General features: G+C 68.1%; 31 protein-coding genes. 1 reads left to right on the top strand and 30 read right to left on the bottom strand.

Features of this window, described 5'->3' with window-relative positions; all coding sequences use genetic code 11:
• Window positions 1-56: 56 nt before the first annotated feature.
• Window positions 57-617, bottom strand: a complete 561-nt coding sequence (locus NUV38_RS11440) for a TetR/AcrR family transcriptional regulator (protein WP_257729242.1) — start codon at window positions 615-617, stop codon at window positions 57-59.
• 112 nt (window positions 618-729) lie between these two features.
• Between NUV38_RS11440 and NUV38_RS11445 the strand changes: the two genes are divergently transcribed.
• Window positions 730-2,622, top strand: coding sequence for a CHAP domain-containing protein (locus NUV38_RS11445; protein ID WP_257729243.1), 1,893 nt, complete (start codon window positions 730-732; stop codon window positions 2,620-2,622).
• Between the two features lie 11 nt (window positions 2,623-2,633).
• On the opposite strand, the gene NUV38_RS11450 is transcribed toward NUV38_RS11445, so the two are convergent.
• The 29 genes from NUV38_RS11450 to rpsL form a co-directional block, all read right to left on the bottom strand.
• Entirely contained in the window at window positions 2,634-3,020 is a 387-nt protein-coding gene (locus tag NUV38_RS11450; protein ID WP_257729244.1) for a hypothetical protein, read from the bottom strand.
• The gene (gene map / locus NUV38_RS11455) at window positions 3,017-3,853 is read right to left on the bottom strand and encodes a type I methionyl aminopeptidase (protein ID WP_257729245.1); all 837 of its coding nucleotides are present in this window, start codon (window positions 3,851-3,853) and stop codon (window positions 3,017-3,019) included. Before map ends, NUV38_RS11450 begins: the two co-directional genes overlap by 4 nt.
• A 22-nt stretch (window positions 3,854-3,875) precedes the next feature.
• Entirely contained in the window at window positions 3,876-4,442 is a 567-nt protein-coding gene (locus NUV38_RS11460) for an adenylate kinase (RefSeq protein ID WP_257729246.1), read from the bottom strand.
• Window positions 4,439-5,743 (bottom strand): preprotein translocase subunit SecY, encoded by a 1,305-nt coding sequence (secY, locus tag NUV38_RS11465; RefSeq protein WP_257729247.1) that lies wholly within the window; start codon window positions 5,741-5,743, stop codon window positions 4,439-4,441. The genes NUV38_RS11460 and secY overlap by 4 nt, the downstream gene beginning before the upstream one ends.
• A gap of 214 nt (window positions 5,744-5,957) precedes the next feature.
• Window positions 5,958-6,398 (bottom strand): 50S ribosomal protein L15, encoded by a 441-nt coding sequence (gene rplO, locus NUV38_RS11470; RefSeq protein ID WP_055964326.1) that lies wholly within the window; start codon window positions 6,396-6,398, stop codon window positions 5,958-5,960.
• A 1-nt stretch (window position 6,399) separates the two neighbouring features.
• Complete coding sequence (gene rpmD, locus NUV38_RS11475) at window positions 6,400-6,582, bottom strand: 50S ribosomal protein L30 (protein ID WP_055964323.1); 183 nt, start codon at window positions 6,580-6,582, stop codon at window positions 6,400-6,402.
• Window positions 6,582-7,199: a 30S ribosomal protein S5 gene (gene rpsE / locus NUV38_RS11480; protein ID WP_257729248.1), complete on the bottom strand. Its 618-nt coding sequence runs from the start codon at window positions 7,197-7,199 to the stop codon at window positions 6,582-6,584. The genes rpmD and rpsE overlap by 1 nt, the downstream gene beginning before the upstream one ends.
• Before the next feature lie 43 nt (window positions 7,200-7,242).
• Window positions 7,243-7,626, bottom strand: a complete 384-nt coding sequence (gene rplR, locus NUV38_RS11485) for a 50S ribosomal protein L18 (RefSeq protein WP_055964318.1) — start codon at window positions 7,624-7,626, stop codon at window positions 7,243-7,245.
• Window positions 7,626-8,168, bottom strand: a complete 543-nt coding sequence (gene rplF / locus NUV38_RS11490; protein ID WP_257729249.1) for a 50S ribosomal protein L6 — start codon at window positions 8,166-8,168, stop codon at window positions 7,626-7,628. The genes rplR and rplF overlap by 1 nt, the downstream gene beginning before the upstream one ends.
• Window positions 8,169-8,184: 16 nt before the next feature.
• Window positions 8,185-8,592 (bottom strand): 30S ribosomal protein S8, encoded by a 408-nt coding sequence (rpsH, locus tag NUV38_RS11495; protein ID WP_055964313.1) that lies wholly within the window; start codon window positions 8,590-8,592, stop codon window positions 8,185-8,187.
• A 101-nt stretch (window positions 8,593-8,693) separates the two neighbouring features.
• Window positions 8,694-8,879, bottom strand: coding sequence for a type Z 30S ribosomal protein S14 (locus tag NUV38_RS11500; protein WP_055964310.1), 186 nt, complete (start codon window positions 8,877-8,879; stop codon window positions 8,694-8,696).
• A 1-nt stretch (window position 8,880) separates the two neighbouring features.
• Window positions 8,881-9,444, bottom strand: a complete 564-nt coding sequence (gene rplE, locus NUV38_RS11505) for a 50S ribosomal protein L5 (protein ID WP_257729250.1) — start codon at window positions 9,442-9,444, stop codon at window positions 8,881-8,883.
• Window positions 9,445-9,446: 2 nt separating this feature from the next.
• The gene (gene rplX, locus NUV38_RS11510) at window positions 9,447-9,821 is read right to left on the bottom strand and encodes a 50S ribosomal protein L24 (protein ID WP_257729251.1); all 375 of its coding nucleotides are present in this window, start codon (window positions 9,819-9,821) and stop codon (window positions 9,447-9,449) included.
• Window position 9,822: 1 nt separating this feature from the next.
• Window positions 9,823-10,191, bottom strand: coding sequence for a 50S ribosomal protein L14 (gene rplN / locus NUV38_RS11515; protein WP_055964301.1), 369 nt, complete (start codon window positions 10,189-10,191; stop codon window positions 9,823-9,825).
• Window positions 10,192-10,198: 7 nt separating this feature from the next.
• On the bottom strand, window positions 10,199-10,504 hold the full coding sequence (gene rpsQ / locus NUV38_RS11520) for a 30S ribosomal protein S17 (protein WP_055964297.1): 306 nt from the start codon (window positions 10,502-10,504) through the stop codon (window positions 10,199-10,201).
• Entirely contained in the window at window positions 10,501-10,725 is a 225-nt protein-coding gene (gene rpmC / locus NUV38_RS11525; RefSeq protein ID WP_055964293.1) for a 50S ribosomal protein L29, read from the bottom strand. Before rpmC ends, rpsQ begins: the two co-directional genes overlap by 4 nt.
• A 2-nt stretch (window positions 10,726-10,727) precedes the next feature.
• Window positions 10,728-11,150 carry a 50S ribosomal protein L16 gene (gene rplP / locus NUV38_RS11530; protein WP_055964290.1) on the bottom strand — a complete coding sequence of 141 codons (423 nt, stop codon included), beginning with the start codon at window positions 11,148-11,150 and terminating at the stop codon, window positions 10,728-10,730.
• The gene (gene rpsC / locus NUV38_RS11535) at window positions 11,150-11,992 is read right to left on the bottom strand and encodes a 30S ribosomal protein S3 (RefSeq protein ID WP_257729252.1); all 843 of its coding nucleotides are present in this window, start codon (window positions 11,990-11,992) and stop codon (window positions 11,150-11,152) included. The genes rplP and rpsC overlap by 1 nt, the downstream gene beginning before the upstream one ends.
• A gap of 1 nt (window position 11,993) precedes the next feature.
• Window positions 11,994-12,431, bottom strand: coding sequence for a 50S ribosomal protein L22 (rplV, locus tag NUV38_RS11540; protein WP_257729253.1), 438 nt, complete (start codon window positions 12,429-12,431; stop codon window positions 11,994-11,996).
• Window positions 12,428-12,709 carry a 30S ribosomal protein S19 gene (gene rpsS, locus NUV38_RS11545; RefSeq protein WP_055964284.1) on the bottom strand — a complete coding sequence of 94 codons (282 nt, stop codon included), beginning with the start codon at window positions 12,707-12,709 and terminating at the stop codon, window positions 12,428-12,430. Before rpsS ends, rplV begins: the two co-directional genes overlap by 4 nt.
• Window positions 12,710-12,741: 32 nt before the next feature.
• Window positions 12,742-13,569 (bottom strand): 50S ribosomal protein L2, encoded by an 828-nt coding sequence (rplB, locus tag NUV38_RS11550; RefSeq protein ID WP_257729254.1) that lies wholly within the window; start codon window positions 13,567-13,569, stop codon window positions 12,742-12,744.
• A 13-nt stretch (window positions 13,570-13,582) separates the two neighbouring features.
• Window positions 13,583-13,885 carry a 50S ribosomal protein L23 gene (gene rplW / locus NUV38_RS11555; RefSeq protein ID WP_257729255.1) on the bottom strand — a complete coding sequence of 101 codons (303 nt, stop codon included), beginning with the start codon at window positions 13,883-13,885 and terminating at the stop codon, window positions 13,583-13,585.
• A gap of 2 nt (window positions 13,886-13,887) precedes the next feature.
• The gene (rplD, locus tag NUV38_RS11560) at window positions 13,888-14,871 is read right to left on the bottom strand and encodes a 50S ribosomal protein L4 (protein WP_257729256.1); all 984 of its coding nucleotides are present in this window, start codon (window positions 14,869-14,871) and stop codon (window positions 13,888-13,890) included.
• A gap of 3 nt (window positions 14,872-14,874) precedes the next feature.
• The gene (gene rplC / locus NUV38_RS11565) at window positions 14,875-15,531 is read right to left on the bottom strand and encodes a 50S ribosomal protein L3 (protein ID WP_257729257.1); all 657 of its coding nucleotides are present in this window, start codon (window positions 15,529-15,531) and stop codon (window positions 14,875-14,877) included.
• A gap of 16 nt (window positions 15,532-15,547) precedes the next feature.
• Window positions 15,548-15,856: a 30S ribosomal protein S10 gene (rpsJ, locus tag NUV38_RS11570; protein WP_055964267.1), complete on the bottom strand. Its 309-nt coding sequence runs from the start codon at window positions 15,854-15,856 to the stop codon at window positions 15,548-15,550.
• 955 nt (window positions 15,857-16,811) lie between these two features.
• The gene (gene tuf / locus NUV38_RS11575) at window positions 16,812-18,005 is read right to left on the bottom strand and encodes an elongation factor Tu (RefSeq protein WP_055964264.1); all 1,194 of its coding nucleotides are present in this window, start codon (window positions 18,003-18,005) and stop codon (window positions 16,812-16,814) included.
• A gap of 107 nt (window positions 18,006-18,112) precedes the next feature.
• Window positions 18,113-20,224 (bottom strand): elongation factor G, encoded by a 2,112-nt coding sequence (fusA, locus tag NUV38_RS11580; RefSeq protein WP_257729258.1) that lies wholly within the window; start codon window positions 20,222-20,224, stop codon window positions 18,113-18,115.
• Window positions 20,225-20,295: 71 nt separating this feature from the next.
• Window positions 20,296-20,766 (bottom strand): 30S ribosomal protein S7, encoded by a 471-nt coding sequence (gene rpsG, locus NUV38_RS11585; RefSeq protein WP_055964258.1) that lies wholly within the window; start codon window positions 20,764-20,766, stop codon window positions 20,296-20,298.
• A complete protein-coding gene (rpsL, locus tag NUV38_RS11590) occupies window positions 20,766-21,140 on the bottom strand; it encodes a 30S ribosomal protein S12 (protein ID WP_257729259.1) in 375 nt (124 codons plus the stop codon). The genes rpsG and rpsL overlap by 1 nt, the downstream gene beginning before the upstream one ends.
• Window positions 21,141-21,265 lie beyond the last annotated feature (125 nt).

Here is a 21,265-nt window from a genome sequence, read left to right on the forward strand (position 1 = left end):
AGGTGTCTTCAACCGACGACATGGCGTGGATCACATCGTCGAGCGACCGCGGGGCCTCAGGCGAGAAGCGCCCGCTGCACGAAGTCCACGACGGTGTCGGCGTCGACGTTGCGAGGCTGCAGGCAGGCCTGCACCAGCCGCATGACCTGGTCGATGTCGATCTCACGGAAGTCGCCCGTCGCGACACCGTCGGCCAGGATCGTCCGCACGACGCCCTCGATCTCGAGGACGTGGTCCCGGATCGCGAGCCGGGACTCCGGCCCGAGCTGGCCATAGACGTCCGGGCCGAAGCCGAAGTGCTGCTCTCCCTGGGTGTCGATGTGGTGCCGGACGTAGGCGCGCAGTCGCTCGCGGGGCGTCCCGGCGTCGGCCAGCACCCCGTTCAGTCGCTCCAGGTAGGTGCTCGTCTCGGAGCTGGCGAACTCCACGATGACGGCATCCTTGTCGCGGAAGTGGTTGTAGATCGCCGTGCGGCCCACCCCCGCCTCGGCCGCGAGGTCGGCCATGCGGATCGCGTCGAAGGACATGCGGTCCAGGAGCCTGACGAGCGCGTCGAAGACCGCCTGCCGCGTCTGGGCGCGGTGCTCCTCCAAGGAGCCTCCGGTGATCTTGGGCACGGGCCAAACCTACGGGAACGAACCCCCGACACCGGCTGGAGACACGGGGGTCCGTCGGCCTCCCACGTCACTTCCGCCCCACGAGTCCCGAAAATCACGTACGCTGCTCGGCGTGTCGCAATCTCGGGTGCTGACCGCGCTGCTATCTTTCGCCGCCTCCCTCGCCGTGGTGGGCGCCCTCATCGTGTCCACGGGCACGACGGCTCAGGCCGGCTCGAGCCTGCTGTGCTCGGGATACTCCTCCTGCAAGCGCGCCGGCTACGACCACTTCGGCTACGAGACGAAGCAGAAGACCAGCTACTGGCGCATGTACACCGGGACGAACTGCACGAACTACGTCGCCTACCGGCTGGTCACCACCAACGGGATGCCCAACGTCCGACCGAAGTCGGGCGTGGGCAACGCGCGCGACTGGGGCACGGCGATGGCCTCGGTCACCGACAAGACGCCGACGGTGGGCTCCGTGGCCTGGTGGGGCAAGACGGGCAACCACGTCGCCTACGTCGAGAAGGTGGCCTCCCCCACCGAGATCATCGTCTCGGAGTCCAACTGGGGACGCACCTTCGACCACCGCCGGATCACCAAGTCCGGATCCGGGTGGCCCGACGGGTTCATCCACTTCGCCGACCCCGACACCACGCCCGAGTTCGCGAGCACCTCGCGCCCGACGTTCTCCGGGGCGGAGAGGGTCGACGGCCTGCTCACTGCGGCCACGGCGTCATGGACTCCTGCGGCCCGGTTGACCTACCAGTGGTTCGCTGACGGAACTCCCATTCAGGGGGCCGTCGCGGCCACCTACCGTCTGACCCCCGACGACGTGGGCAAGAAGATTCACGTCCGTGTCACAGGGAGCCGTGCGGGGTATCCGTCCAAGACGCTGGCTTCGGCAGCCACCACAGCGGCCATCGCGCCTGGCGAGCTCAAGGCCTACCGTCCGACCATCGCGGGAGAGGAAGCCGTCGGGTCCGCCCTCCAGGCGGTCACGCCCGTCTGGAGTCCCGGCGCCGACATGACCTATCGCTGGTATGCCGACGGCGAGCGGATCGTCGGCGCCAACGACCGCACGTTCACCCTCACGCCGGAGCAGCTTGGCCGCTCCGTCGTCGTCCACGCGGTCGGCAAACGCCCCGGGTACACGACCCGGGCGCTGGCCTCCGCAGCCGCGACCGGCCCTGTACGCGAGGGGCGTTTCACGACGACTCCTGCAGCGGTCGTGCAAGGCGCCCCGCGCGTAGGGTCGGTCCTCACGGCCATCACACCGGCATGGTCACCTGCGGCCGACCTCCAGTACCAGTGGTACGCCGACGACCGTCCGCTCGCCGGGGCCACAGCCCCGACCTACACCATCGCACCCGAAGATCAGGGGCGACGGATCAGTGTCAGGATCACCGGAGTCCGGCCCGGCTACGTCCCGTCGACGATCCACGGGACCTCCGCGACGGCTCCCGTTCTATCCGGTCGATTCACCAGCACCTTCCGCCCCGAGATCTCGGGAGCCGAGCGCGTGGGAGCTCCACTCACGGCCACGACACGTCCGTGGTCACCAGATGCCGTGCTCAGCTACCGCTGGTACGCCGACAGAACCCTGGTACCGGGCGCCACGTCTGCCACATTCGTACCGACGCCGGCGCATCGCGGTCGACAGATTCATGTCGTCGTCACCGGTCGCCGACCGGGGTTCGCGACCGCCAGCACCGTGTCCGCGCGACGCACTGCGCCCCTGGCCGCGGGGACGTTCGACCGGGCCACTCCCCCTAGCTTCACTGGCCGCGAGAAGGTGGGCGCCACGTTGCGGGCCACCACCGAGCCGTGGTCACCCAAGGCGACGTTGACCTACCGCTGGTACGCCGACGGTCGGGCGATCGCTGGCGCTACACGCGCGAGCTTCGTGCTCACCGGCAAGCAGCTCGGTCAGCGGGTGCGAGTCATCGTCACCGGCAAGGCCCCGGGCTACTCCACCAAGGCACGCTGGTCGACCCGCCTCACAGCACCCATCACCCGCTAGAACCCCGGAACTCAGGCCGCGCTGTCGAACAGGACCTTCCACGTGCCATCGACCCGCTGGACCTCGTAGGACTCGTTCGGGTCGCCGTCGTTCCAGTCGATCTCGACCGTGGCCTGGTCGCCGGACGACTCCGTCACGGTGAAGTCCACCTCGTCGAGCTCGAGGCCCTCGTCGGCGAACATGCCGCCGAGGTCCGTCACGAAGCCGCAGTCGATCTCCGACGGCGTCAGCACCACATCCTTCACGGCCTCGCAGTCACCCGCGTCGAGCGCTCGCATCATCGTCTCCACCGCTGCGGCCGGGTCGCCCGAGCCGTCGGGGCCACCGGAGCACGCTCCGACCAGCGCGAGGACGGCGCCGGTGAGCAGCGCAGGGACGAGACGACGCGCGCCCCTCATGCGTCGTCCCCGGCGTACGCGACCCCGAGCGCCGCGAGCTGGGCGCGGCCGCCGTCGAGCGCGGTCAGCACCCAGGCCCCCTCCTCGGTCCACGTCACCGTGTGCTCCCAGTGCGCGGCCCACGAGCCGTCCACCGTCACGACGGTCCACTGGTCCTCGGTCGTGCGGTTGTCCGGCGAACCGAGCGTGACCATCGGCTCGACGGCGAGCACGAGTCCGGGCACGATCTTCGGACCCTTGCCGGGCCGGCCGACGTTCGGCACGTCGGGTGCCTGGTGCATGGCGGTGCCGATGCCGTGGCCGGTGTACCCGTCGGCGATGCCGTAGGGCCCGGCGGACCGGACGCTGCGCTCGATGGCATGGCTGATGTCGCCCACGCGACGTCCGGGTGCCCCCGCGGCGATCCCCGCCCACAGGGCACGCTCGGTCTCGGCCACGAGCGTGCGCACCTCCGGTCGCACCTCACCCACCTCGACGGTGATGGCCGCGTCGCCGTGCCACCCGTCGACGATGGCTCCGCAGTCGACGGAGATGACGTCGCCGTCGCGCAGGACGCGCGGGCCCGGGATGCCGTGCACGACCTCGTCGTTGACCGAGGTGCAGATGACGCCCGGGAAGCCGGGAACGCCCGGTTCCGCGCCGTAGTGCAGGAAGTTGGAGGTGGCACCGTGCGACCGGATCGTGTCGTGCGCCAACGCGTCCAGCTCGGCGGTGGTCACGCCGGGCGCGATCGCGGCCTCGACCGCGTCGAGCGCGTGTGCGACCACGAGCCCGGCGCGCCGCATCGCGACGACCTGCTCCGGGCTCTTGAGCTCGATGCCCCGGCCGAACACGGACGCGTCCCGGACCGAGCGGTCAGAGACCGAGCGCGGCGTCGATGCGCGCCTCGACCTCGTCGACCGTTCCCATGCCGTCGACCTCGCGCAGCAGCCCTCGCTCGCGGTAGACCGGCAGCAACGGCGCGGTCTCGGCGATGTAGACCTCCTGGCGGTGCCGGATGACGTCCTCGGTGTCGTCGGCGCGCCCGCTGGTCTCGGCCCGCTTCAGCAGCCGACCGATCAGCTCCTCGTGGTCCACCGTCAGCACCAGCACGTGGTCGAGCTCGGAGCCCAGGTCGGCGAGGATCGCGTCGAGGGTCGAGACCTGCTCGACCGTCCGCGGGTAGCCGTCCAGGATGAACGCGTCGCGCGCGTCGTCCTGGGCCAGCCGATCCTTGACCATGGCGTTCGTGACCTCGTCGGGCACGTACTCCCCGGCGTCCATGTAGCGCTGCGCCGTCCTGCCCAGCTCGGTCTGCTGCTGCACGTTGGCCCGGAAGATGTCACCGGTCGAGATGTGCGCGCCGCTGATGCGCTGGGCGAGCGTGGCCGCCTGCGTCCCCTTGCCCGCACCGGGCGGACCCATGATGAGAAGTCGCGTCACCGCAGGAACCCTTCGTAGTTGCGCTGCTGGAGCTGGCTCTCGATCTGCTTCACCGTGTCGAGGCCGACGCCCACGATGATGAGGATCGAGGTGCCGCCGAACGGGAAGTTCTGGCTGGCGCCGAGGAGGGCGACCGCGATCATCGGGATGAGCGCGACCATGCCCAGGTACACGGCGCCGGGTGCCGTGATGCGGCTCAGCACGTAGGCCAGGTAGTCCTGCGTGGGACGACCCGCGCGGATGCCCGGGATGAACCCGCCGTACTTCTTCATGTTGTCGGCGACCTCTTCGGGGTTGAAGGTGATCGCGACGTAGAAGTAGGCGAAGAACACGATCAGCGCGAAGTACGTGATCATGTAGTACGGGTGGTCGCCCCGCACGAAGTGGTCGTTGATCCAGACCGCGCCCACGCCGTCCGGACGGAACTGGGCGTAGAGGGCCGGCAGGTACAGCAGGCTCGAGGCGAAGATGACCGGGATGATGCCGGCCTGGTTGACCTTGAGCGGGATGTAGGTCGACGAGCCGCCGAACATGCGACGCCCGACCATGCGCTTGGCGTACTGGACCGGGATGCGTCGCTGGGCCTGCTCGATGAAGATGACCGCCGCGACGATCACGAGGCCGACGGCCACGACCGCGGAGAACGTCGCCCAGCCCTTCTGCTCCTTGATCAGCCACATCGCGCCGGGGAACGTGGCGACGACCTGCGTGAAGATCAGGATCGACATGCCGTTGCCGACGCCGCGGTCGGTGATGAGCTCGCCGAGCCACATGATGACGGCGGTGCCGGAGACCATGACGAGCACGATGAGCAGGAAGGCCAGGATGCTGTCCTGGCGGTAGAGCAGGTCGCCGCAGTCGACGCCACCGAACAGCTGTCCGCTGCGCGCCAGGGCCACGATGCCGGTCGCCTGGAGCACGGCCAGACCCAGCGTGAGGTAGCGGGTGTACTGCGTGATCTTCGCCTGGCCGGACTGGCCCTCCTTCTTGAGGGCCTCGAGCCTGGGGATCACCACGACGAGCAGCTGCAGGATGATGCTCGCGGTGATGTACGGCATGATGCCGAGCGCGAAGACCGTCAGCTGCAGGAGCGCGCCACCGGAGAAGACGTTGATGAGCGCGAACAGGCTGCTGTTCTCGCCCTGGGCGGCGAGGTCCACGCAGCGCTGGACGTTGCTGACGTTGATGCCGGGAGCCGGCAGGGTCGAACCGAGACGGAACAGCACGATGACGCCCAGCACGAACAGCAGCTTGCGCCGCAGGTCAGGCGTCTTGAACGCGTTCACGAAGGCGCTGAGCACCTGATGTCCTCCTCGATCGTGGAACCCGTACGGGCCCCCGCGACTCTAACAGTCAGTTCTCGCAGGTCAGCCGTTGCCCGGTGGTTGCAGGACGGTCGTCCCGCGCCGTCACGGCGTCTGCCTCGGCACGAGGTGCCGGACGACGAACGACGGCGAGGCTCTCGAGTGGACCCGAAGGGTCCGAGAGCCTCGCCGTCGTGCGTCAGAGCGTCATTCAGAGCTCGGTCGCGCTGCCGCCGGCGGCCTCGATCTTGCTGCGGGCCGAACCGGAGAACTTGTGAGCCGTGACCTGGACGGCGACCGAGAGGTCGCCCTCGCCGAGCACCTTGACCAGGTGGCCCTTGCGGACCGCCCCGGCCTCGACCAGCGCGTCGACGTCGATGGCGCCACCCTCGGGGAAGAGGGTGCCGATCCGCTCGACGTTGACGACCTGGTACTCCTCACGGAAGGGGTTCTTGAAGCCCTTCAGCTTGGGCAGGCGCATGTGGAGGGGGATCTGGCCACCCTCGAAGCCGGCCGGCACCTGGTAACGGGCCTTGGTGCCCTTGGTACCGCGGCCGGCGGTCTTGCCCTTGGAGCCCTCACCGCGACCCACACGGGTCTTCGCGGTCTTGGCACCGGGGGCGGGGCGCAGGTGGTGGAGCTTCAGCGCCATGTCAGTCAACCTCCTTGACGTCCACGAGGTGCGGGATGGTCTCAGCCATGCCACGGATCTCGGGACGGTCTTCCTTGACGACGACGTCACCGATGCGCTTGAGACCCAGCGACCGCAACGTGTGGCGCTGGTTCTGCTGGCGACCGATCGCCGAACGAACCTGGGTGATCTCGAGACGTGCCATCAGACACCAGCCTCGACGGGCGCGTTCTGCGCCTCCTTGATGCCCTCGGCCTGCGCCTTGAGCAGTGCGGCGGGTGCGACGTCCTCGACCGACAGGCCGCGACGCTGCGCGACCATCTCGGGCGACTCCAGGCCCTTGAGGGCCGCCACCGTCGCGTGGACGATGTTGATGGAGTTCGAGGAGCCGAGCGACTTGCTCAGCACGTCGTGGACGCCGGCGGCCTCGAGCACCGCGCGCACCGGGCCACCGGCGATGACGCCGGTACCGGGCGATGCCGGACGCAGGAAGACGACACCGGCCGCCTTCTCGCCCGTCACCGGGTGCGGGATGGTGCCCTGGATGCGCGGGACGCGGAAGAAGTTCTTCTTCGCCTCCTCGACACCCTTGGAGATCGCCGTGGGGACCTCCTTGGCCTTGCCGTAGCCGATGCCGACCTGGCCGTCACCGTCGCCGACGATCACCAGGGCGGTGAAGCTGAAGCGACGTCCACCCTTGACCACCTTGGCGACACGGTTGATCGTGACGACCTTCTCGATGTAGTTGGACTTGTCGCCGCCGCGGTCGCCTCGACCACCGCGACGGTCTCCGCCTCCTCGGCGGTTCTGCTGGGCGCTCATGCGGCACTCCCCATGTCGTCGTTGTCGTTGATGTTGTGGGTCATCAGAACTCCAGCCCGCCTTCACGCGCACCGTCGGCCAGCGCCGCGACACGACCGGCGTACCGGTTGCCCGCGCGGTCGAAGACGACGCTCTCGATGCCGGCGGCCTTCGCCCGGTCGGCCACGAGCTCGCCGACCTTCTTCGCCTTGGCGGTCTTGTCGCCCTCGAAGGACCGCAGGTCGGCCTCGAGGGTCGAGGCCGAGGCCAGCGTGTGTCCCTCGAGGTCGTTCACGACCTGGGCCACGATGTGCTTGCTGGACCGGGTCACGACGAGACGAGGACGCTCGGGCGAGCCGTGGAGCTTCTTGCGACCGCGGATCTGGCGCCGCGCGCGCGACGTGGCGCGGGCGGAGCGACCCTTGGACTGCTTGATGGAGACGGCCATCACTTACCAGCCTTTCCAGCCTTGCGCAGCACGCGCTCGCCGGCGTAACGGACGCCCTTGCCCTTGTAGGGCTCGGGCTTGCGGATCTTGCGGATGTTCGCGGCGACCTCGCCGACCGACTGCTTGTCGATGCCGATGACCGAGAACTTGGTGGGGGCCTCCACGTTGAACGTGATGCCCTCGGGGGCCTTGACGACCACGGGGTGGCTGAAGCCGAGCGCGAACTCGAGCTCCGTCGGGCCCTTGGAGAGGACGCGGTAGCCGACGCCGACGATCTCGAGCTTCTTCTCGTAGCCGTCGGTGACGCCGACGACCATGTTGTTGATGAGCGTGCGGCTCAGCCCGTGGAGGGCCTTGCTCCTGCGCTCGTCGTCGGGACGGTTGACCTCGAGGCTGCCGTCCTCACCACGGGCGACCGTGATGGGGTCGGCGACCGTGTGGGACAGCTCGCCCTTGGGGCCCTTGACGCGGACGTCCTGGCCTTCGATGGTGACCTCGACGCCGGACGGGACGGCGACGGGCAGCTTGCCGATGCGCGACATGTGTTCGTCTCCTCCCTCACCAGACGTAGGCGAGGACTTCTCCGCCTACACCCTTGGTCGTGGCCTGACGATCGGTCAGCAGGCCCTGGCTGGTCGAGATGATGGCGACACCGAGTCCGCCGAGCACCTTCGGCAGGTTCGTGGACTTGGCGTACACCCGCAGGCCCGGCTTGCTGATGCGGCGGATGCCGGCGATCGAGCGCTCGCGCTGGGGGCCGTACTTGAGGGTGATCTGCAGGTTCTTGGCCACCTCGCCCTCAGCGGGCTCGATGACGCGGTAGTCGGTGATGTAGCCCTCCTGCTTGAGCAGGGCGAGGACGCCCTCCTTCAGCTTGGAGTACGGCGCCGACACCTCGTCGTGGAACGCCTGGTTGCCGTTGCGGATCCGCGTGAGCAGATCCGCGATCGGATCGGTCATGGTCATGGTGATGTGTTCCGTTCCTGCCGCGGTTTCGCATCCCGTGCCCCCAGGCGGTGTGCCATGCGGGTGAGGGAGGACCTACGACGGTCGTGAGGGTTGGTGGATTACCAGCTGCTCTTGGTCACGCCCGGCAGCTCGCCGCGGTGCGCCATCTCGCGCAGGCAGATGCGGCACAGGCCGAACTTCTTGTACACCGAGCGGGGTCGGCCGCAGCGCTGGCAGCGCGTGTAGCCACGGACCGCGAACTTGGGCTTGCGGGCCGCCTTGATCTTCAGGCCGGTCTTCGCCATGTCAGTTCTCCTTGAAGGGGAAGCCGAGCCGCTTCAGCAGCGCGCGACCCTCGTCGTCGTTGATGGCCGTGGTGACGATGGTGATGTCCATGCCACGCGAGCGATCGATCTTGTCCTGGTCGATCTCGTGGAACATGACCTGCTCGGTGAGACCGAAGGTGTAGTTGCCGCGGCCGTCGAACTGCTTGCCGTTCAGACCACGGAAGTCGCGGATGCGCGGGAGGGCGAGCGTCAGCAGACGGTCGAGGAACTCCCACATGCGGTCGCCGCGCAGCGTGACGTGCGCGCCGATCGGCATGCCCTCACGCAGCTTGAACTGGGCGATCGACTTGCGCGCCTTGGTCACCTGCGGCTTCTGGCCCGTGATGGCGGTGAGGTCGCGGATCGCGCCCTCGATGAGCTTGCCGTCGCGAGCTGCCTCGCCGACACCCATGTTGACGACGATCTTCGTCAGCCCGGGCACCTGCATGACGTTCGCGTGGTCGAACTCCTCGCGCAGGGCCGGGAGGATCTCCTCGCGGTACTTGGCCTTCAGCCGCGGAGCGGCAGTGGTGGTCTCAGCCATGCTCAGATCTCCTTTCCGGTCTTGGAGGACACGCGCACGCTGCGCTGGGCCTCGTAGCTGGAACCGTCTGCACGGTTCTTGGTCACGTCGTCGCGGCGGTAGGCCACGCGCGTGGTGGTCTTGTCACCGTCGACGTCGACCACGAGCATCACGTTCGAGACGTGGATCGGGGCCTCACGCGTGATGATGCCGCCCTGGCTGCCGTCGGCGCCGGCGCGCGTGTGCCGCTTGATGCGGTTCACGCCCTCGACGATGACGCGGTTGCGCTCGGCGATCACCTCGATGACCTTGCCCTCGACGCCCTTGTCGGCACCGGCGATGACCTTGACCTGGTCACCCTTGCGGATCGACAGCGTCGGCTTCTTGTTGCTGGTCATGTCAGAGCACCTCCGGGGCGAGCGAGATGATCCGCATGAACTTCTTGTCGCGCAGCTCGCGGCCCACGGGGCCGAAGATGCGCGTTCCACGCGGATCGCCGTCGGTCTTCAGGATGACCGCGGCGTTCTCGTCGAACTTGATGTACGAGCCGTCCGGACGACGGCGCTCCTTGACGGTGCGCACGATGACGGCCTTGACGACGTCGCCCTTCTTGACGTTGCCGCCGGGGATGGCGTCCTTGACGGTGGCGACGATGGTGTCGCCGATGCCGGCGTAGCGTCGACCCGATCCGCCGAGAACGCGGATGCAGAGGATCTCCTTCGCACCGGTGTTGTCGGCGACCTTGAGTCGCGACTCCTGCTGAATCATCTGTCTCTCACTTCGCCTTCTCGAGGATCTCCACGACGCGCCAGCGCTTGGTGGCCGACAGCGGGCGGGTCTCCTGGATGAGCACACGGTCGCCGACGCCGGCCGCGTTGGCCTCGTCGTGCGCCTTGAGCTTCACGTTGCGACGCAGCACCTTGCCGTACAGGGCGTGCTTGACGCGGTCCTCGACGATGACGACGACGGTCTTGTCCATCTTGTCGCTCGTGACGAGTCCCTCGCGCACCTTGCGGTAGTTGCGGTCGCTGCTGGGGGTGTCGTTCGTGGTGGTCACGGTGTCCTTCTCGCTGGTGCTCATGCCTCGACCGCCTCGATGATGCCCAGCTCGCGCTCGGTCAGCACCGTGTAGATGCGGGCGATGTCGCGACGGACGGTCTTCAGGCGAGCGGTGTTGTCGAGCTGGCCCGTGGCGTTCTGGAAGCGCAGGTTGAACAGCTCTTCCTTGGCCTCGCGCAGCTTGGTCTCCAGAGCCTCGGCATCGAGGCCGCGCAGCTCTGCGGCAGTGGTCTTCGCAGCCATGCTCAGAACCCTCCCTCGGTGTCGCGGGTGATGAAGCGGGCCTTCATCGGCAGCTTGTGGATGGCGCGGCGCATCGCCTCACGGGCGACCTCCTCGGTCACGCCCGACAGCTCGAACATGACGCGTCCGGGCTTGACGTTCGCGACCCACCACTCGGGCGAGCCCTTGCCCGAGCCCATGCGGGTCTCGGCCGGCTTCTTGGTCAGCGGGCGGTCGGGGTAGATGTTGATCCACACCTTGCCGCCACGCTTGATGTGACGCGTCATGGCGATACGAGCGGACTCGATCTGGCGGTTGGTCACGTAGTGACCCTCGACCGCCTGGATGCCGAAGTCGCCGAACGCCAGCTCCGTGCCGCCCTTGGCCATGCCACGGCGCTTGGGGTGGTGCTGCTTGCGGTACTTGACCCTACGAGGCATCAACATCAGGACTGCCCTCCTTCGGTGGCAGCGCCCGCGGCGGCCGTGGCAGGAGCTGCCTCGGCTGCGGGTGCGGCCTGCTCGGCCGGGGCCTGCGCAGCACCCTGTGCTGCCGGGGCCTGGCCGGCCTGGTCGTCACGTGCGGGACGACGCCCGCGCTGGGGGCGGCGGCTGCCGGGGGCGGCGGCGCGACGCGCGGTCTCGGCCTCGCGCTCGGCGCGGGTACCGGCGACCTCACCCTTGTAGATCCACACCTTGACGCCGATGCGACCGAAGGTGGTCTTGGCCTCGTAGAAGCCGTAGTCGACGTCGGCGCGGAGCGTGTGCAGGGGCACGCGGCCCTCGCGGTAGAACTCCGAGCGGCTCATCTCGGCGCCGCCGAGACGACCCGAGCACTGGATCCGGATGCCCTTGGCACCGGAGCGCATGGTCGTCTGCATCGCCTTGCGCATCGCGCGACGGAACTGCACGCGGCCGCTCAGCTGCTCGGCGACACCCTGGGCGACGAGCTGGGCGTCGAGCTCGGGCTGCTTGACCTCGAGGATGTTGAGCTGCACCTGCTTGCCGGTGAGCTTCTCGAGCTCACCGCGGATGCGGTCGGCCTCGGCGCCGCGGCGACCGATGACGATGCCCGGACGCGCGGTGTGGATGTCGACGCGGACGCGGTCACGCGTGCGCTCGATCTCCACGCGGCTGATGCCGGCGCGATCCATGCCCTTGGTCAGCAGCTTGCGGATCTTGACGTCCTCACCGACGTAGCTGCTGTACAGCTTGTCGGCGTACCAGCGGCTCTTGTGGTCGGTCGAGATGCCGAGTCGGAAGCCGTGCGGGTTGATCTTCTGGCCCATGTCAGCGACCGCCCTTCTTCGAGTTCTTGCGCGACTGCGGCACGTCAGCGGACGGCTGCACGACGACGGTCAGGTGGCTCGTGCGCTTGAGGATGCGGTTGGCCGCACCCTTGGCGCGCGGACGCCAACGCTTCATGGTCGGCCCCTCGTCGACGTGCACGACGGAGATCACGAGGTCGGACGCGTCCAGGCCCTCGGTGGTCTCGGCGTTCGCGACGGCGGACTCCACGAGCTTGTAGAAGTTCGACGCGACGGCCTGCGGGGCGAACCGCAGGATCGCGAGGGCCTCGTCGGTGTCCATGCCGCGGACCAGGTCGCCGACACGGCGCGCCTTCTGCGGCGTGACCCGCACGAAGCGGGCCACGGCGAACGCGCCCGGTGCGTCGCCCAGCAGGCGCTCGCGGCGCGCGCTGACGTTGTCTCGGGTGGCTGCACTCATCGCCTCTTGGCCTTTCGATCGTCCTTCTCGTGACCGCGGAAGGTGCGGGTGGGGGCGAACTCGCCCAGCTTGTGCCCGACCATCGCGTCGGTGATGAACACCGGGACGTGCTTGCGGCCGTCGTGCACGGCGACCGTGTGTCCGATGAAGGACGGCAGGATCATCGAGCGACGCGACCAGGTCTTGATCACGGTGTGGGTTCCGGCCTCGTTCTGAGCGTCCACCTTCTTCTCGAGGTGGCCGTCGACGAAGGGACCCTTCTTCAAACTACGGGGCATTCTCTACTCCTGGTTCCTGAGCTCGTCGTAGCTCAGCGGCCGGACTTGCGGCGGCGGACGATCATCTGGTCGCTGGCCTTGCGCTTGCGCGTACGGCCCTCGGGCTTGCCCCACGGGGAGACGGGGTGACGTCCACCGGACGTCTTGCCCTCGCCACCGCCGTGCGGGTGGTCGATCGGGTTCATGGCGACACCACGGACGGTCGGGCGCTTGCCCTTCCAGCGGTTGCGTCCTGCCTTGCCCCAGTTGATGTTGGACTGCTCGGCGTTGCCGACCTCGCCGATCGTGGCGCGGCAGCGGACGTCGACGTAGCGCATCTCGCCGGAGGGCAGACGCACCTGGGCGCGCGAACCCTCCTTGGCGACGAGCTGGACACGCACTCCGGCGGACCGACCCATCTTGGCGCCACCACCGGGACGCAGCTCCACGGCGTGGATCTGGGTACCGACGGGGATGTTGCGCAGCGGCAGGTTGTTGCCCACCTTGATGTCGGCGGTCGGACCGGCCTCGACGGCCTGGCCCTGACGGATGCCGTCAGGCGCGATGATGTAGCGCTTCTCGCCGTCGGCGTAGTGCAGCAGCGCGATGCGCGCGGTGCGGTTGGGGTCGTACTCGATGTGAGCGACCTTGGCCGGCACGCCGTCCTTGTCGTAGCGCTTGAAGTCGATCACGCGGTAGGCCCGCTTGTGACCGCCACCCTGGTGACGCGTGGTGATGCGTCCCTGGTTGTTGCGGCCGCCCTTCTTGGGCAGCGGCTCCACGAGGGACTTCTCCGGCGTGGTGCGGGTGATCTCGGCGAAGTCGGCGACGCTGGAGCCTCGACGGCCCGGCGTGGTCGGCTTGTACTTGCGAATAGCCATGTCTGGTCAGTCCTCAGCTCGGGCTCGAGAAGATGTCGATGCTCTGGCCGGCGGCGACGCTCACGATGGCCCGCTTGGTGTCCTTGCGCTTGCCCTCACCGTTGCGGGTGCGACGCGTCTTGCCCTTGCGGTTGATCGTGTTGACGGCCGTCACCTTGACGCCGAACACGGTCTCGACGGCGATCTTGATCTCCGTCTTGTTCGCGTCCGGACGCACCAGGAACGTGTACTTGTTGTCGTCGATGAGCGCGTACGTCTTCTCGGAGACGACGGGCGCGATCAGGACGTCGCGGTGGTCCTTGTGCAGGGTGCTCATGCTCACTCACCAGCCTTCGTGAAACCGGCGGCCTGCGCGGTCTCCTCGGTGTCGAACCAGACCTCGGCGACCGTCTGGTCGTACCAGGGGCTGTCCGCGGTGTGGTACTTCATCGAGTCGGCGTTGCCCTTGATCTCGTGACCCTTGGGGGCGTTGCCGCTCTTGAGCGGGGCCTTGGAGCCGGGACCGTAGGGCTGCGTCTTGGTCGCACCCTCGGTCGCGTCGGCGGCCGGGGCCTCGACCTTCTCGGCGGGCTCGGCGTCGACCTTGGCGGCCTCCGCCTTCTTCGCCGGAGCCTTCTTCGCCGGGGCCTTCTTCGCCTTCGCGGCCGGCTTGGCGTCGGCCTCGACGACCGCGGCGCTCAGCGCGACGGTCTCGGTGCCCTCGGCCGAACGCGCCTCGACGAAGGCCTCGAACGCGGCCTGCGTGAAGATCACGTCGTCGCTCAGCACGACGTCGTACGTGTTCAGCTGGTCGAAGGTCAGCACGACGAGGTCGGTGACGTTGCGCAGGCTCTTGGCCGTCAGCGCGTCCTCGCGCTTGACGACCACGAGCACGCGGCGACGCGCGGTGAGCTCGGCGATCGCGGCGACGGCGGCCTTGGTGGAGGGCACCTCACCGGTGACGAGCGACTCGACCACGTGCAGACGTCCCGAGCGGGCCCGGTCCGAGAGGGCACCGCGCAGGGCGGCGGCCTTCATCTTCTTGGGGGTGCGCTGGTCGTAGCTGCGCGGCGTCGGGCCGTGCACGATGCCACCACCGTTGTACTGGGGTGCGCGGATCGAGCCCTGGCGGGCGCGGCCGGTTCCCTTCTGGCGGTAGGGCTTCTTGCCACCACCGGACACCTCGCCACGCGACTTGACGTCGTGCGTGCCCTGACGGGCGGCGGCGAGCTGGGCGGTGACGACCTGGTGGATCAGGGGGATGTTCGTCTGCACGCCGAAGATGTCGACGGGCAGCGCGGCATCGATGGTCTTGACGGCCATGGATCAGGCTCCCTTCGCGGCAGAGCGGACCACGACGAGTCCACCCTTGGGGCCGGGGACCGCGCCCTTGACGAGGATGACGCCCTTGGCGGCATCCACGGCGTGGACGGTCAGGTTCTGGGTGGTGACGGTCTCGGCGCCCATGTGGCCGGCCATGCGCAGGCCCTTGAAGACGCGACCCGGGGTGGCGCAGCCACCGATCGAGCCGGGCTTGCGGTGGTTGCGGTGCGCGCCGTGGGAGGCTCCGACGCCGGAGAAGCCGTGACGCTTCATGACGCCGGCGAAGCCCTTGCCCTTGCTCGTGGCGGTGACGTCGACCTCGTCGCCCGCGGCGAAGATCTCCGGGGAGATCTCCTGGCCCAGGGCGTAGTCGGCGATGGCCTCGGTGCGGATCTCGACGACGTGACGACGCGGCGTGACGCCGGCCTTCGCGAAGTGACCGGCCTCGGGCTTGTTGACCTTGCGTCCGTCGATCTCGCCGAAGCCGATCTGGACGGCGCTGTAGCCGTCGGTCTCGGGCGTGCGGATCTGCGTGACGACGTTGGTCTCGGCAGCCAGGACCGTGACGGGCACGATCTTGCCCTCGGCGTCCCAGACCTGGGTCATGCCGAGCTTGCGGCCCAGGAGGCCGCGCGCGTTGACGGTGGAGGAGGTGCTCATGTGTTCAGGTCCTCCCTCAGAGCTTGATCTCGATGTCGACACCGGCCGGCAGGTCGAGTCGCATGAGCGAGTCGACGGTCTTCGGCGTCGGGTCGATGATGTCGATGAGCCGCTTGTGCGTACGCATCTCGAAGTGCTCGCGGCTGTCCTTGTACTTGTGCGGCGACCGGATCACGCAGTACACGTTCTTCTCGGTCGGCAGGGGCACGGGGCCGGCCACGGAGGCTCCGGTGCGCGTGACCGTGTCGACGATCTTGCGCGCCGAGGTGTCGATCACCTCGTGGTCGTAGGCCTTGAGCCGGATACGGATCTTCTGTCCCGCCATGCTCTGGTCGTCCTTACTCTTCGTCAGCTTGGTGTGCCCCTGGGGCTGGTTCTCCCTGGAGGGGATCGCTCCCCTCCGCCCCCGAGGTCGGGCGTGTCGCGGAGTTGACCACGAGCGTGCGCGAACCTTCTGGAGTTGGGTGGTTGGACCGCCGGTCCCGGGCCGCGGCCTCTGACGAGTCCGCGTCTCCTACGTTTCCAGCAGCCAGGCCGTTCACCGTGCGGCGCACCCGTCGGTCCCGGCGTGAGTTCCGGGCAAGCGCGCCCCAGCAATACGGCCGGAGCAACCGCACTAGTCTGACAGAGACTCCCCCGCAAACACAAATCGCCCCCCGCGGCCCTTCGCGCCCGCGGCTGCGACACCTCGCGTCCTTCCCGTCCTGCTGCTGCGTCGGCGCGGCTTGGCGTCGTCCTGCGGCTGCGTCGGCGCAGCTTCTCGTCGTCCTGCGCTCCGAAAGGGGCCTCGACCGGGGACCTGGGTGCGCCTCGGCTCGGGGTCTCGGGGTCTGGCCGGATCTGGCGGTAGGTGGGGCACGGAATCGGCGGGGCGGAGGTAGGCCTGACACCTCATTCCCCGCGGATGAGGTCTCTCACCAACCTCCGTCCCCGGAATTCGGTGGCTCTCCTACCGCCCAGTGGGAAGGGGCGGGCCTGGTGGGTGAGAGGTAGGTGGCGCGCGCTACCGGACACCCAGAGGTAGGTGGCGCGCGGATAGCGACGTCGTATCCGCGCGCCATCTACCTCTCACCCGACCAAGCCCCGAGAGCCCAGCCGACGGTGCACCCCACCGCCCGGTCGAGGCCCTCTCGGAGGCCGAGCCGACGAGGAGCCGAGGCGGCGCAGCAGCAGGACGAGCAGGGGCGGGGGCAGCGCAGCGGCAGGTCGAGGGAACGACGAAGCCCCCCGGACCCGAAGGTCCGAGGGGCAACGCTCAGCAGTGCTGGTGTGTCGTCAGATCACTTGTTGATCTTGGTGACACGGCCGGCGCCGACGGTGCGGCCGCCCTCGCGGATGGCGAAGCGCAGGCCCTCCTCCATGGCGATCGGCTGGATCAGCTCGACGCTCATCTCGGTGTTGTCGCCGGGCATGACCATCTCGGTGCCCTCGGGCAGCGTGACGACGCCGGTGACGTCCGTGGTGCGGAAGTAGAACTGCGGACGGTAGTTGTTGAAGAACGGCGTGTGACGGCCACCCTCCTCCTTGGACAGGATGTAGACCTGGCCCTCGAACTCCGTGTGCGGCGTGGTGGAACCGGGCGCGATGATGACCATGCCGCGCTCGACGTCCTCACGCTTCGTGCCACGCAGGAGCAGTCCGACGTTCTCGCCGGCCTGGCCCTCGTCGAGCAGCTTGCGGAACATCTCGATGCCCGTGACGGTCGTCGTCTGCTTGGTCTCACGGATGCCGACGATGTCGACGGTCTCGTTGACCTTGACGATGCCGCGCTCGATACGACCGGTGATGACGGTGCCACGACCGGTGATCGTGAAGACGTCCTCGACCGGCATGAGGAACGGCTTGTCCGTCTCACGCGGGGGCAGCGGGATGTACTCGTCGACCGCGTTCATGAGCTCGAGGATCGACTCGCCCCACTTGGCGTCGCCCTGCAGCGCCGGGTGAGCCGCGACCTTGACGACGGGGACGTTGTCGCCGTCGAACTCCTGGTCGCTGAGCAGCTCGCGGACCTCGAGCTCGACGAGCTCCAGGATCTCCTCGTCGTCGACCATGTCGCACTTGTTGAGCGCGACCACCATGGCGGGGACGCCGACCTGGCGGGCCAGGAGGACGTGCTCACGGGTCTGCGGCATCGGGCCGTCGGTGGCGGCGACCACGAGGATCGCGCCGTCCATCTGAGCCGCGCCGGTGATCATGTTCTTGACGTAGTCGGCGTGGCCGGGGCAGTCGACGTGGGCGTAGTGACGGTTCTCCGTCTGGTACTCCACGTGCGCGATCGAGATCGTGATGCCGCGCTGACGCTCCTCGGGAGCCTTGTCGATCTGGTCGAAGGCCGAGGCCTCGTTCAGGTCGGGGTACTTGTCGTGCAGCACCTTGGTGATCGCCGCGGTCAGCGTCGTCTTACCGTGGTCGATGTGACCGATGGTGCCGATGTTCATGTGCGGCTTGGTCCGCTCGAACTTCGCCTTAGCCACTGGGGCTCCTTCTGGGTTGTGAGTTGCCGTGTCTGGAATGTTGCCGGATCTGAAAGCCGTCGAGTCCCGCGGGGAGACCTAGGCCACCTTACCGATGACGCCGAGCGTTACTCGCCGCGGGCCTTCTTGATGATCTCCTCCGCCACGGCCTTGGGAACCTCGGCGTAGGAGTCGAACTGCATCGAGTACGAGGCACGCCCCGAGGTCTTGGACCTCAGGTCGCCCACATAGCCGAACATCTCGGACAGCGGTACCAGTGCCTTGATCAGCTTGGCACCGCCGTAGCCCTCCTCCATCGCCTGGACCTGTCCACGGCGGGAGTTGAGGTCGCCGATCACGTCGCCCATGTAGTCCTCGGGCGTCGTGACCTCGACGGCGAACATCGGCTCGAGCAGAGCCGGGTCGGCCTTGCGTGCGGCCTCCTTGAAGGCCATGTTGCCGGCCAGCTTGAACGCAAGCTCGCTGGAGTCGACGTCATGGTACGCGCCGTCCTCCAGGGTGAACTTGACGTCGACCATGGGGTAGCCGGCGAGCACGCCGAACTCCATGGCTGCCTGACCGCCGGCGTCGACCGAGGGGATGTACTCCTTCGGCACGCGACCACCGGTGACCTCGTTGTGGAACTCGTAGCCGCCCTCGCCGCCGGCGTCGGGGCCGTTGGGGGCCACGCCGATGACGACCTTGGCGAACTGGCCGGAGCCACCGGTCTGCTTCTTGTGGGTGTAGCTGTGACCGGTGACCGTCTTCTTGATGGTCTCGCGGTACGCGACCTGCGGCTTGCCGACGTTGGCCTCGACCTTGAACTCGCGCTTCATGCGGTCCACGAGGATGTCGAGGTGGAGCTCGCCCATGCCGGCGATGATCGTCTGTCCGGTCTCCTCGTCGGTGTGGACCTGGAACGTCGGGTCCTCCTCGGCGAGCTTCTGGATGGCGACGCCGAGCTTCTCCTGGTCGCTCTTGGTCTTGGGCTCGATGGCGACCTGGATGACCGGGTCGGGGAAGGTCATCGACTCGAGCACGATCGGCTTGGCCGAGTCGGCCAGCGTCTCGCCCGTGGTCGTGTCCTTGAGGCCCATGACGGCCACGATCTGGCCGGCGCCGACCGACGCGATCTCCTCACGCTTGTTGGCGTGCATCTGGTAGACCTTGCCGATCCGCTCCTTGCGGCCCTTGGTCACGTTGAGCACCGAGGTGCCCGACTCCAGGCGACCGGAGTACACGCGGACGAAGGTCAGCTTGCCCAGGTGCGGGTCCGTGGCGATCTTGAACGCCAGGCCGGCGAACGGCGCGTCCTCCGACGGCGGGCGGGTGTCCTCGACGGACTCGTCCTTGGCGTCGTGGCCCTTGACGTCGCCCACGTCGATCGGGGACGGCAGGAAGTCGACGACGGCGTCGAGCAGGGGCTGGACGCCCTTGTTCTTGAACGCCGTGCCGCACAGCACCGGGTTGAGCTCGGCGGCCAGGGTGGCGCGACGGATCGCGGCCTTCAGCTCGTCGACGCCGATGTCCTCGCCGTCGAGGAACTTCTCGGCGATCGCGTCGTCGACGTCGGACAGCGTCTCCAGGAGGGCCTCGCGACCCTCGGCTGCGGCGTCGGCGAGCTCGGCCGGGATCTCCTCGACCGTGTAGTCCTCACCGATCGTCGTCTCGCCGCGCCACGTGAGGGCACGCATGCCGACGAGGTCGACGACGCCGAGGAAGTCGCTCTCGGCACCGATGGGCAGCTGCAGGACCAGCGGCGTGGCGCCGAGGCGCTCGCGGATGGTCTTGACGCAGAAGTCGAACGATGCGCCCGTGCGGTCGAGCTTGTTGACGAAGCACATGCGCGGGACGCCGTACTTGTCGGCCTGGCGCCACACGGTCTCGGACTGCGGCTCGACGCCGGCGACACCGTCGAACACGGCGACGGCACCGTCGAGGACGCGCAGCGAGCGCTCGACCTCGACCGTGAAGTCGACGTGGCCGGGCGTGTCGATGATGTTGATCTGGTGGTCCTTCCACCAGCAGGTCGTCGCGGCGGACGTGATGGTGATGCCGCGCTCCTGCTCCTGCTCCATCCAGTCCATGGTGGCGCCGCCGTCGTGGACCTCACCGATCTTGTAGGTGATGCCGGTGTAGAACAGGATCCGCTCGGTGGTGGTGGTCTTGCCGGCGTCGATGTGCGCCATGATGCCGATGTTGCGGACCCGGGTCAGGTCGGTGGTGATGTCGGTTGCCACGTGGCTTCAGCTTTCCTTCGGAAGTCTTGGATGTTCTGTCGCCGGAGCACCGGGGTGCTCCGGCGAACCGGCTACCAGCGGTAGTGGGCGAAGGCGCGGTTGGCCTCGGCCATCTTGTGCGTGTCCTCGCGCTTCTTGACGCTGCCGCCGAGGCCGTTGCTGGCGTCGAGGAGCTCGTTCATGAGGCGCTCGGCCATCGTCTTCTCGCGACGCTCGCTCGAGTACTTGACCAGCCAGCGCAGGGCGAGGGTGGTCTGACGAGCGGGGCGGACCTCGATCGGGACCTGGTAGGTCGCACCACCGACGCGGCGGGACTTGACCTCGAGGGCGGGCTTGACGTTGTCGAGCGCGCGCTTGAGGGTGACGACCGGGTCGGTGCCCGACTTGTCGCGGGTGCCCTCGAGCGCGGTGTAGACGATGCGCTGTGCGGTCTGCTTCTTGCCGTCGACGAGGATCTTGTTGATCAGCATCGTGACGAGCTGGTTGTTGTAGACCGGGTCGGTCTCGGGGATGCGCTTGGGCGCGGGACCCTTGCGAGGCATTAGCTCTTCTCCTTCTTCGCGCCGTAGCGGCTGCGAGCCTGCTTGCGACCCTTGACACCCTGCGTGTCGAGGGAGCCGCGAACGATCTTGTAGCGCACACCCGGGAGGTCCTTCACACGACCACCACGCACGAGCACGATGGAGTGCTCCTGGAGGTTGTGGCCCTCACCGGGGATGTACGCGGTGACCTCGGTACCGGAAGACAGACGCACACGAGCGACCTTGCGAAGCGCCGAGTTCGGCTTCTTCGGGGTCGTGGTGTAGACGCGGGTGCAGACACCGCGGCGCTGGGGCGAACCCTTGAGTGCCGGCGTGCTGGTCTTGGTCACCTTGGTCTGGCGGCCCTTGCGGACCAGCTGGTTGATCGTGGGCACTACGGACTTCTTTCTTCAGGCGAGAAGGACTCTGAGTCGTGCTGCACTCGCCGCCGAACTGGTGCTGGGTGGCGGGATGCGCGCAGCGGCCTGGCAGATCCAGGCACAGCACTCAACAGTACCTT

The organism is Aeromicrobium sp. 50.2.37 (assembly GCF_024655735.1).
GTDB lineage: Bacteria > Actinomycetota > Actinomycetes > Propionibacteriales > Nocardioidaceae > Aeromicrobium.

Excerpts from the sequence above, each read along its gene's own strand:
- rpsS (WP_055964284.1), bottom strand. The coding sequence starts at position 12,709 with ATGCCCCGTAGTTTGAAGAAGGGTCCCTTCGTCGACGGCCACCTCGAG.
- rplR (WP_055964318.1), bottom strand. The coding sequence starts at position 7,626 with ATGGCCGTCTCCATCAAGCAGTCCAAGGGTCGCTCCGCCCGCGCCACG.
- rplB (WP_257729254.1), bottom strand. The coding sequence starts at position 13,569 with ATGGCTATTCGCAAGTACAAGCCGACCACGCCGGGCCGTCGAGGCTCC.
- rpmD (WP_055964323.1), bottom strand. The coding sequence starts at position 6,582 with ATGGCACGTCTCGAGATCACCCAGGTTCGTTCGGCGATCGGTCGCCAG.
- rplX (WP_257729251.1), bottom strand. The coding sequence starts at position 9,821 with ATGACCAGCAACAAGAAGCCGACGCTGTCGATCCGCAAGGGTGACCAG.
- rplC (WP_257729257.1), bottom strand. The coding sequence starts at position 15,531 with ATGAGCACCTCCTCCACCGTCAACGCGCGCGGCCTCCTGGGCCGCAAG.
- rplW (WP_257729255.1), bottom strand. The coding sequence starts at position 13,885 with ATGAGCACCCTGCACAAGGACCACCGCGACGTCCTGATCGCGCCCGTC.
- rplE (WP_257729250.1), bottom strand. The coding sequence starts at position 9,444 with ATGGCTGAGACCACCACTGCCGCTCCGCGGCTGAAGGCCAAGTACCGC.
- rplN (WP_055964301.1), bottom strand. The coding sequence starts at position 10,191 with ATGATTCAGCAGGAGTCGCGACTCAAGGTCGCCGACAACACCGGTGCG.
- rplF (WP_257729249.1), bottom strand. The coding sequence starts at position 8,168 with ATGTCGCGCATCGGCAAGCTGCCCGTCGCCGTCCCGTCCGGCGTCGAG.
- rplV (WP_257729253.1), bottom strand. The coding sequence starts at position 12,431 with ATGAGTGCAGCCACCCGAGACAACGTCAGCGCGCGCCGCGAGCGCCTG.
- rplP (WP_055964290.1), bottom strand. The coding sequence starts at position 11,150 with ATGTTGATGCCTCGTAGGGTCAAGTACCGCAAGCAGCACCACCCCAAG.
- rpsE (WP_257729248.1), bottom strand. The coding sequence starts at position 7,199 with ATGAGCGCCCAGCAGAACCGCCGAGGAGGCGGAGACCGTCGCGGTGGT.
- rplO (WP_055964326.1), bottom strand. The coding sequence starts at position 6,398 with ATGGCGCTGAAGCTCCACCACCTGCGCCCCGCCCCCGGTGCCAAGACC.
- rpsJ (WP_055964267.1), bottom strand. The coding sequence starts at position 15,856 with ATGGCGGGACAGAAGATCCGTATCCGGCTCAAGGCCTACGACCACGAG.
- rpmC (WP_055964293.1), bottom strand. The coding sequence starts at position 10,725 with ATGGCTGCGAAGACCACTGCCGCAGAGCTGCGCGGCCTCGATGCCGAG.
- rpsG (WP_055964258.1), bottom strand. The coding sequence starts at position 20,766 with ATGCCTCGCAAGGGTCCCGCGCCCAAGCGCATCCCCGAGACCGACCCG.
- rpsC (WP_257729252.1), bottom strand. The coding sequence starts at position 11,992 with ATGGGCCAGAAGATCAACCCGCACGGCTTCCGACTCGGCATCTCGACC.
- rpsH (WP_055964313.1), bottom strand. The coding sequence starts at position 8,592 with ATGACCATGACCGATCCGATCGCGGATCTGCTCACGCGGATCCGCAAC.
- rplD (WP_257729256.1), bottom strand. The coding sequence starts at position 14,871 with ATGGCCGTCAAGACCATCGATGCCGCGCTGCCCGTCGACATCTTCGGC.
- NUV38_RS11500 (WP_055964310.1), bottom strand. The coding sequence starts at position 8,879 with ATGGCGAAGACCGGCCTGAAGATCAAGGCGGCCCGCAAGCCCAAGTTC.
- NUV38_RS11450 (WP_257729244.1), bottom strand. The coding sequence starts at position 3,020 with ATGAGGGGCGCGCGTCGTCTCGTCCCTGCGCTGCTCACCGGCGCCGTC.
- rpsQ (WP_055964297.1), bottom strand. The coding sequence starts at position 10,504 with ATGAGCACCAGCGAGAAGGACACCGTGACCACCACGAACGACACCCCC.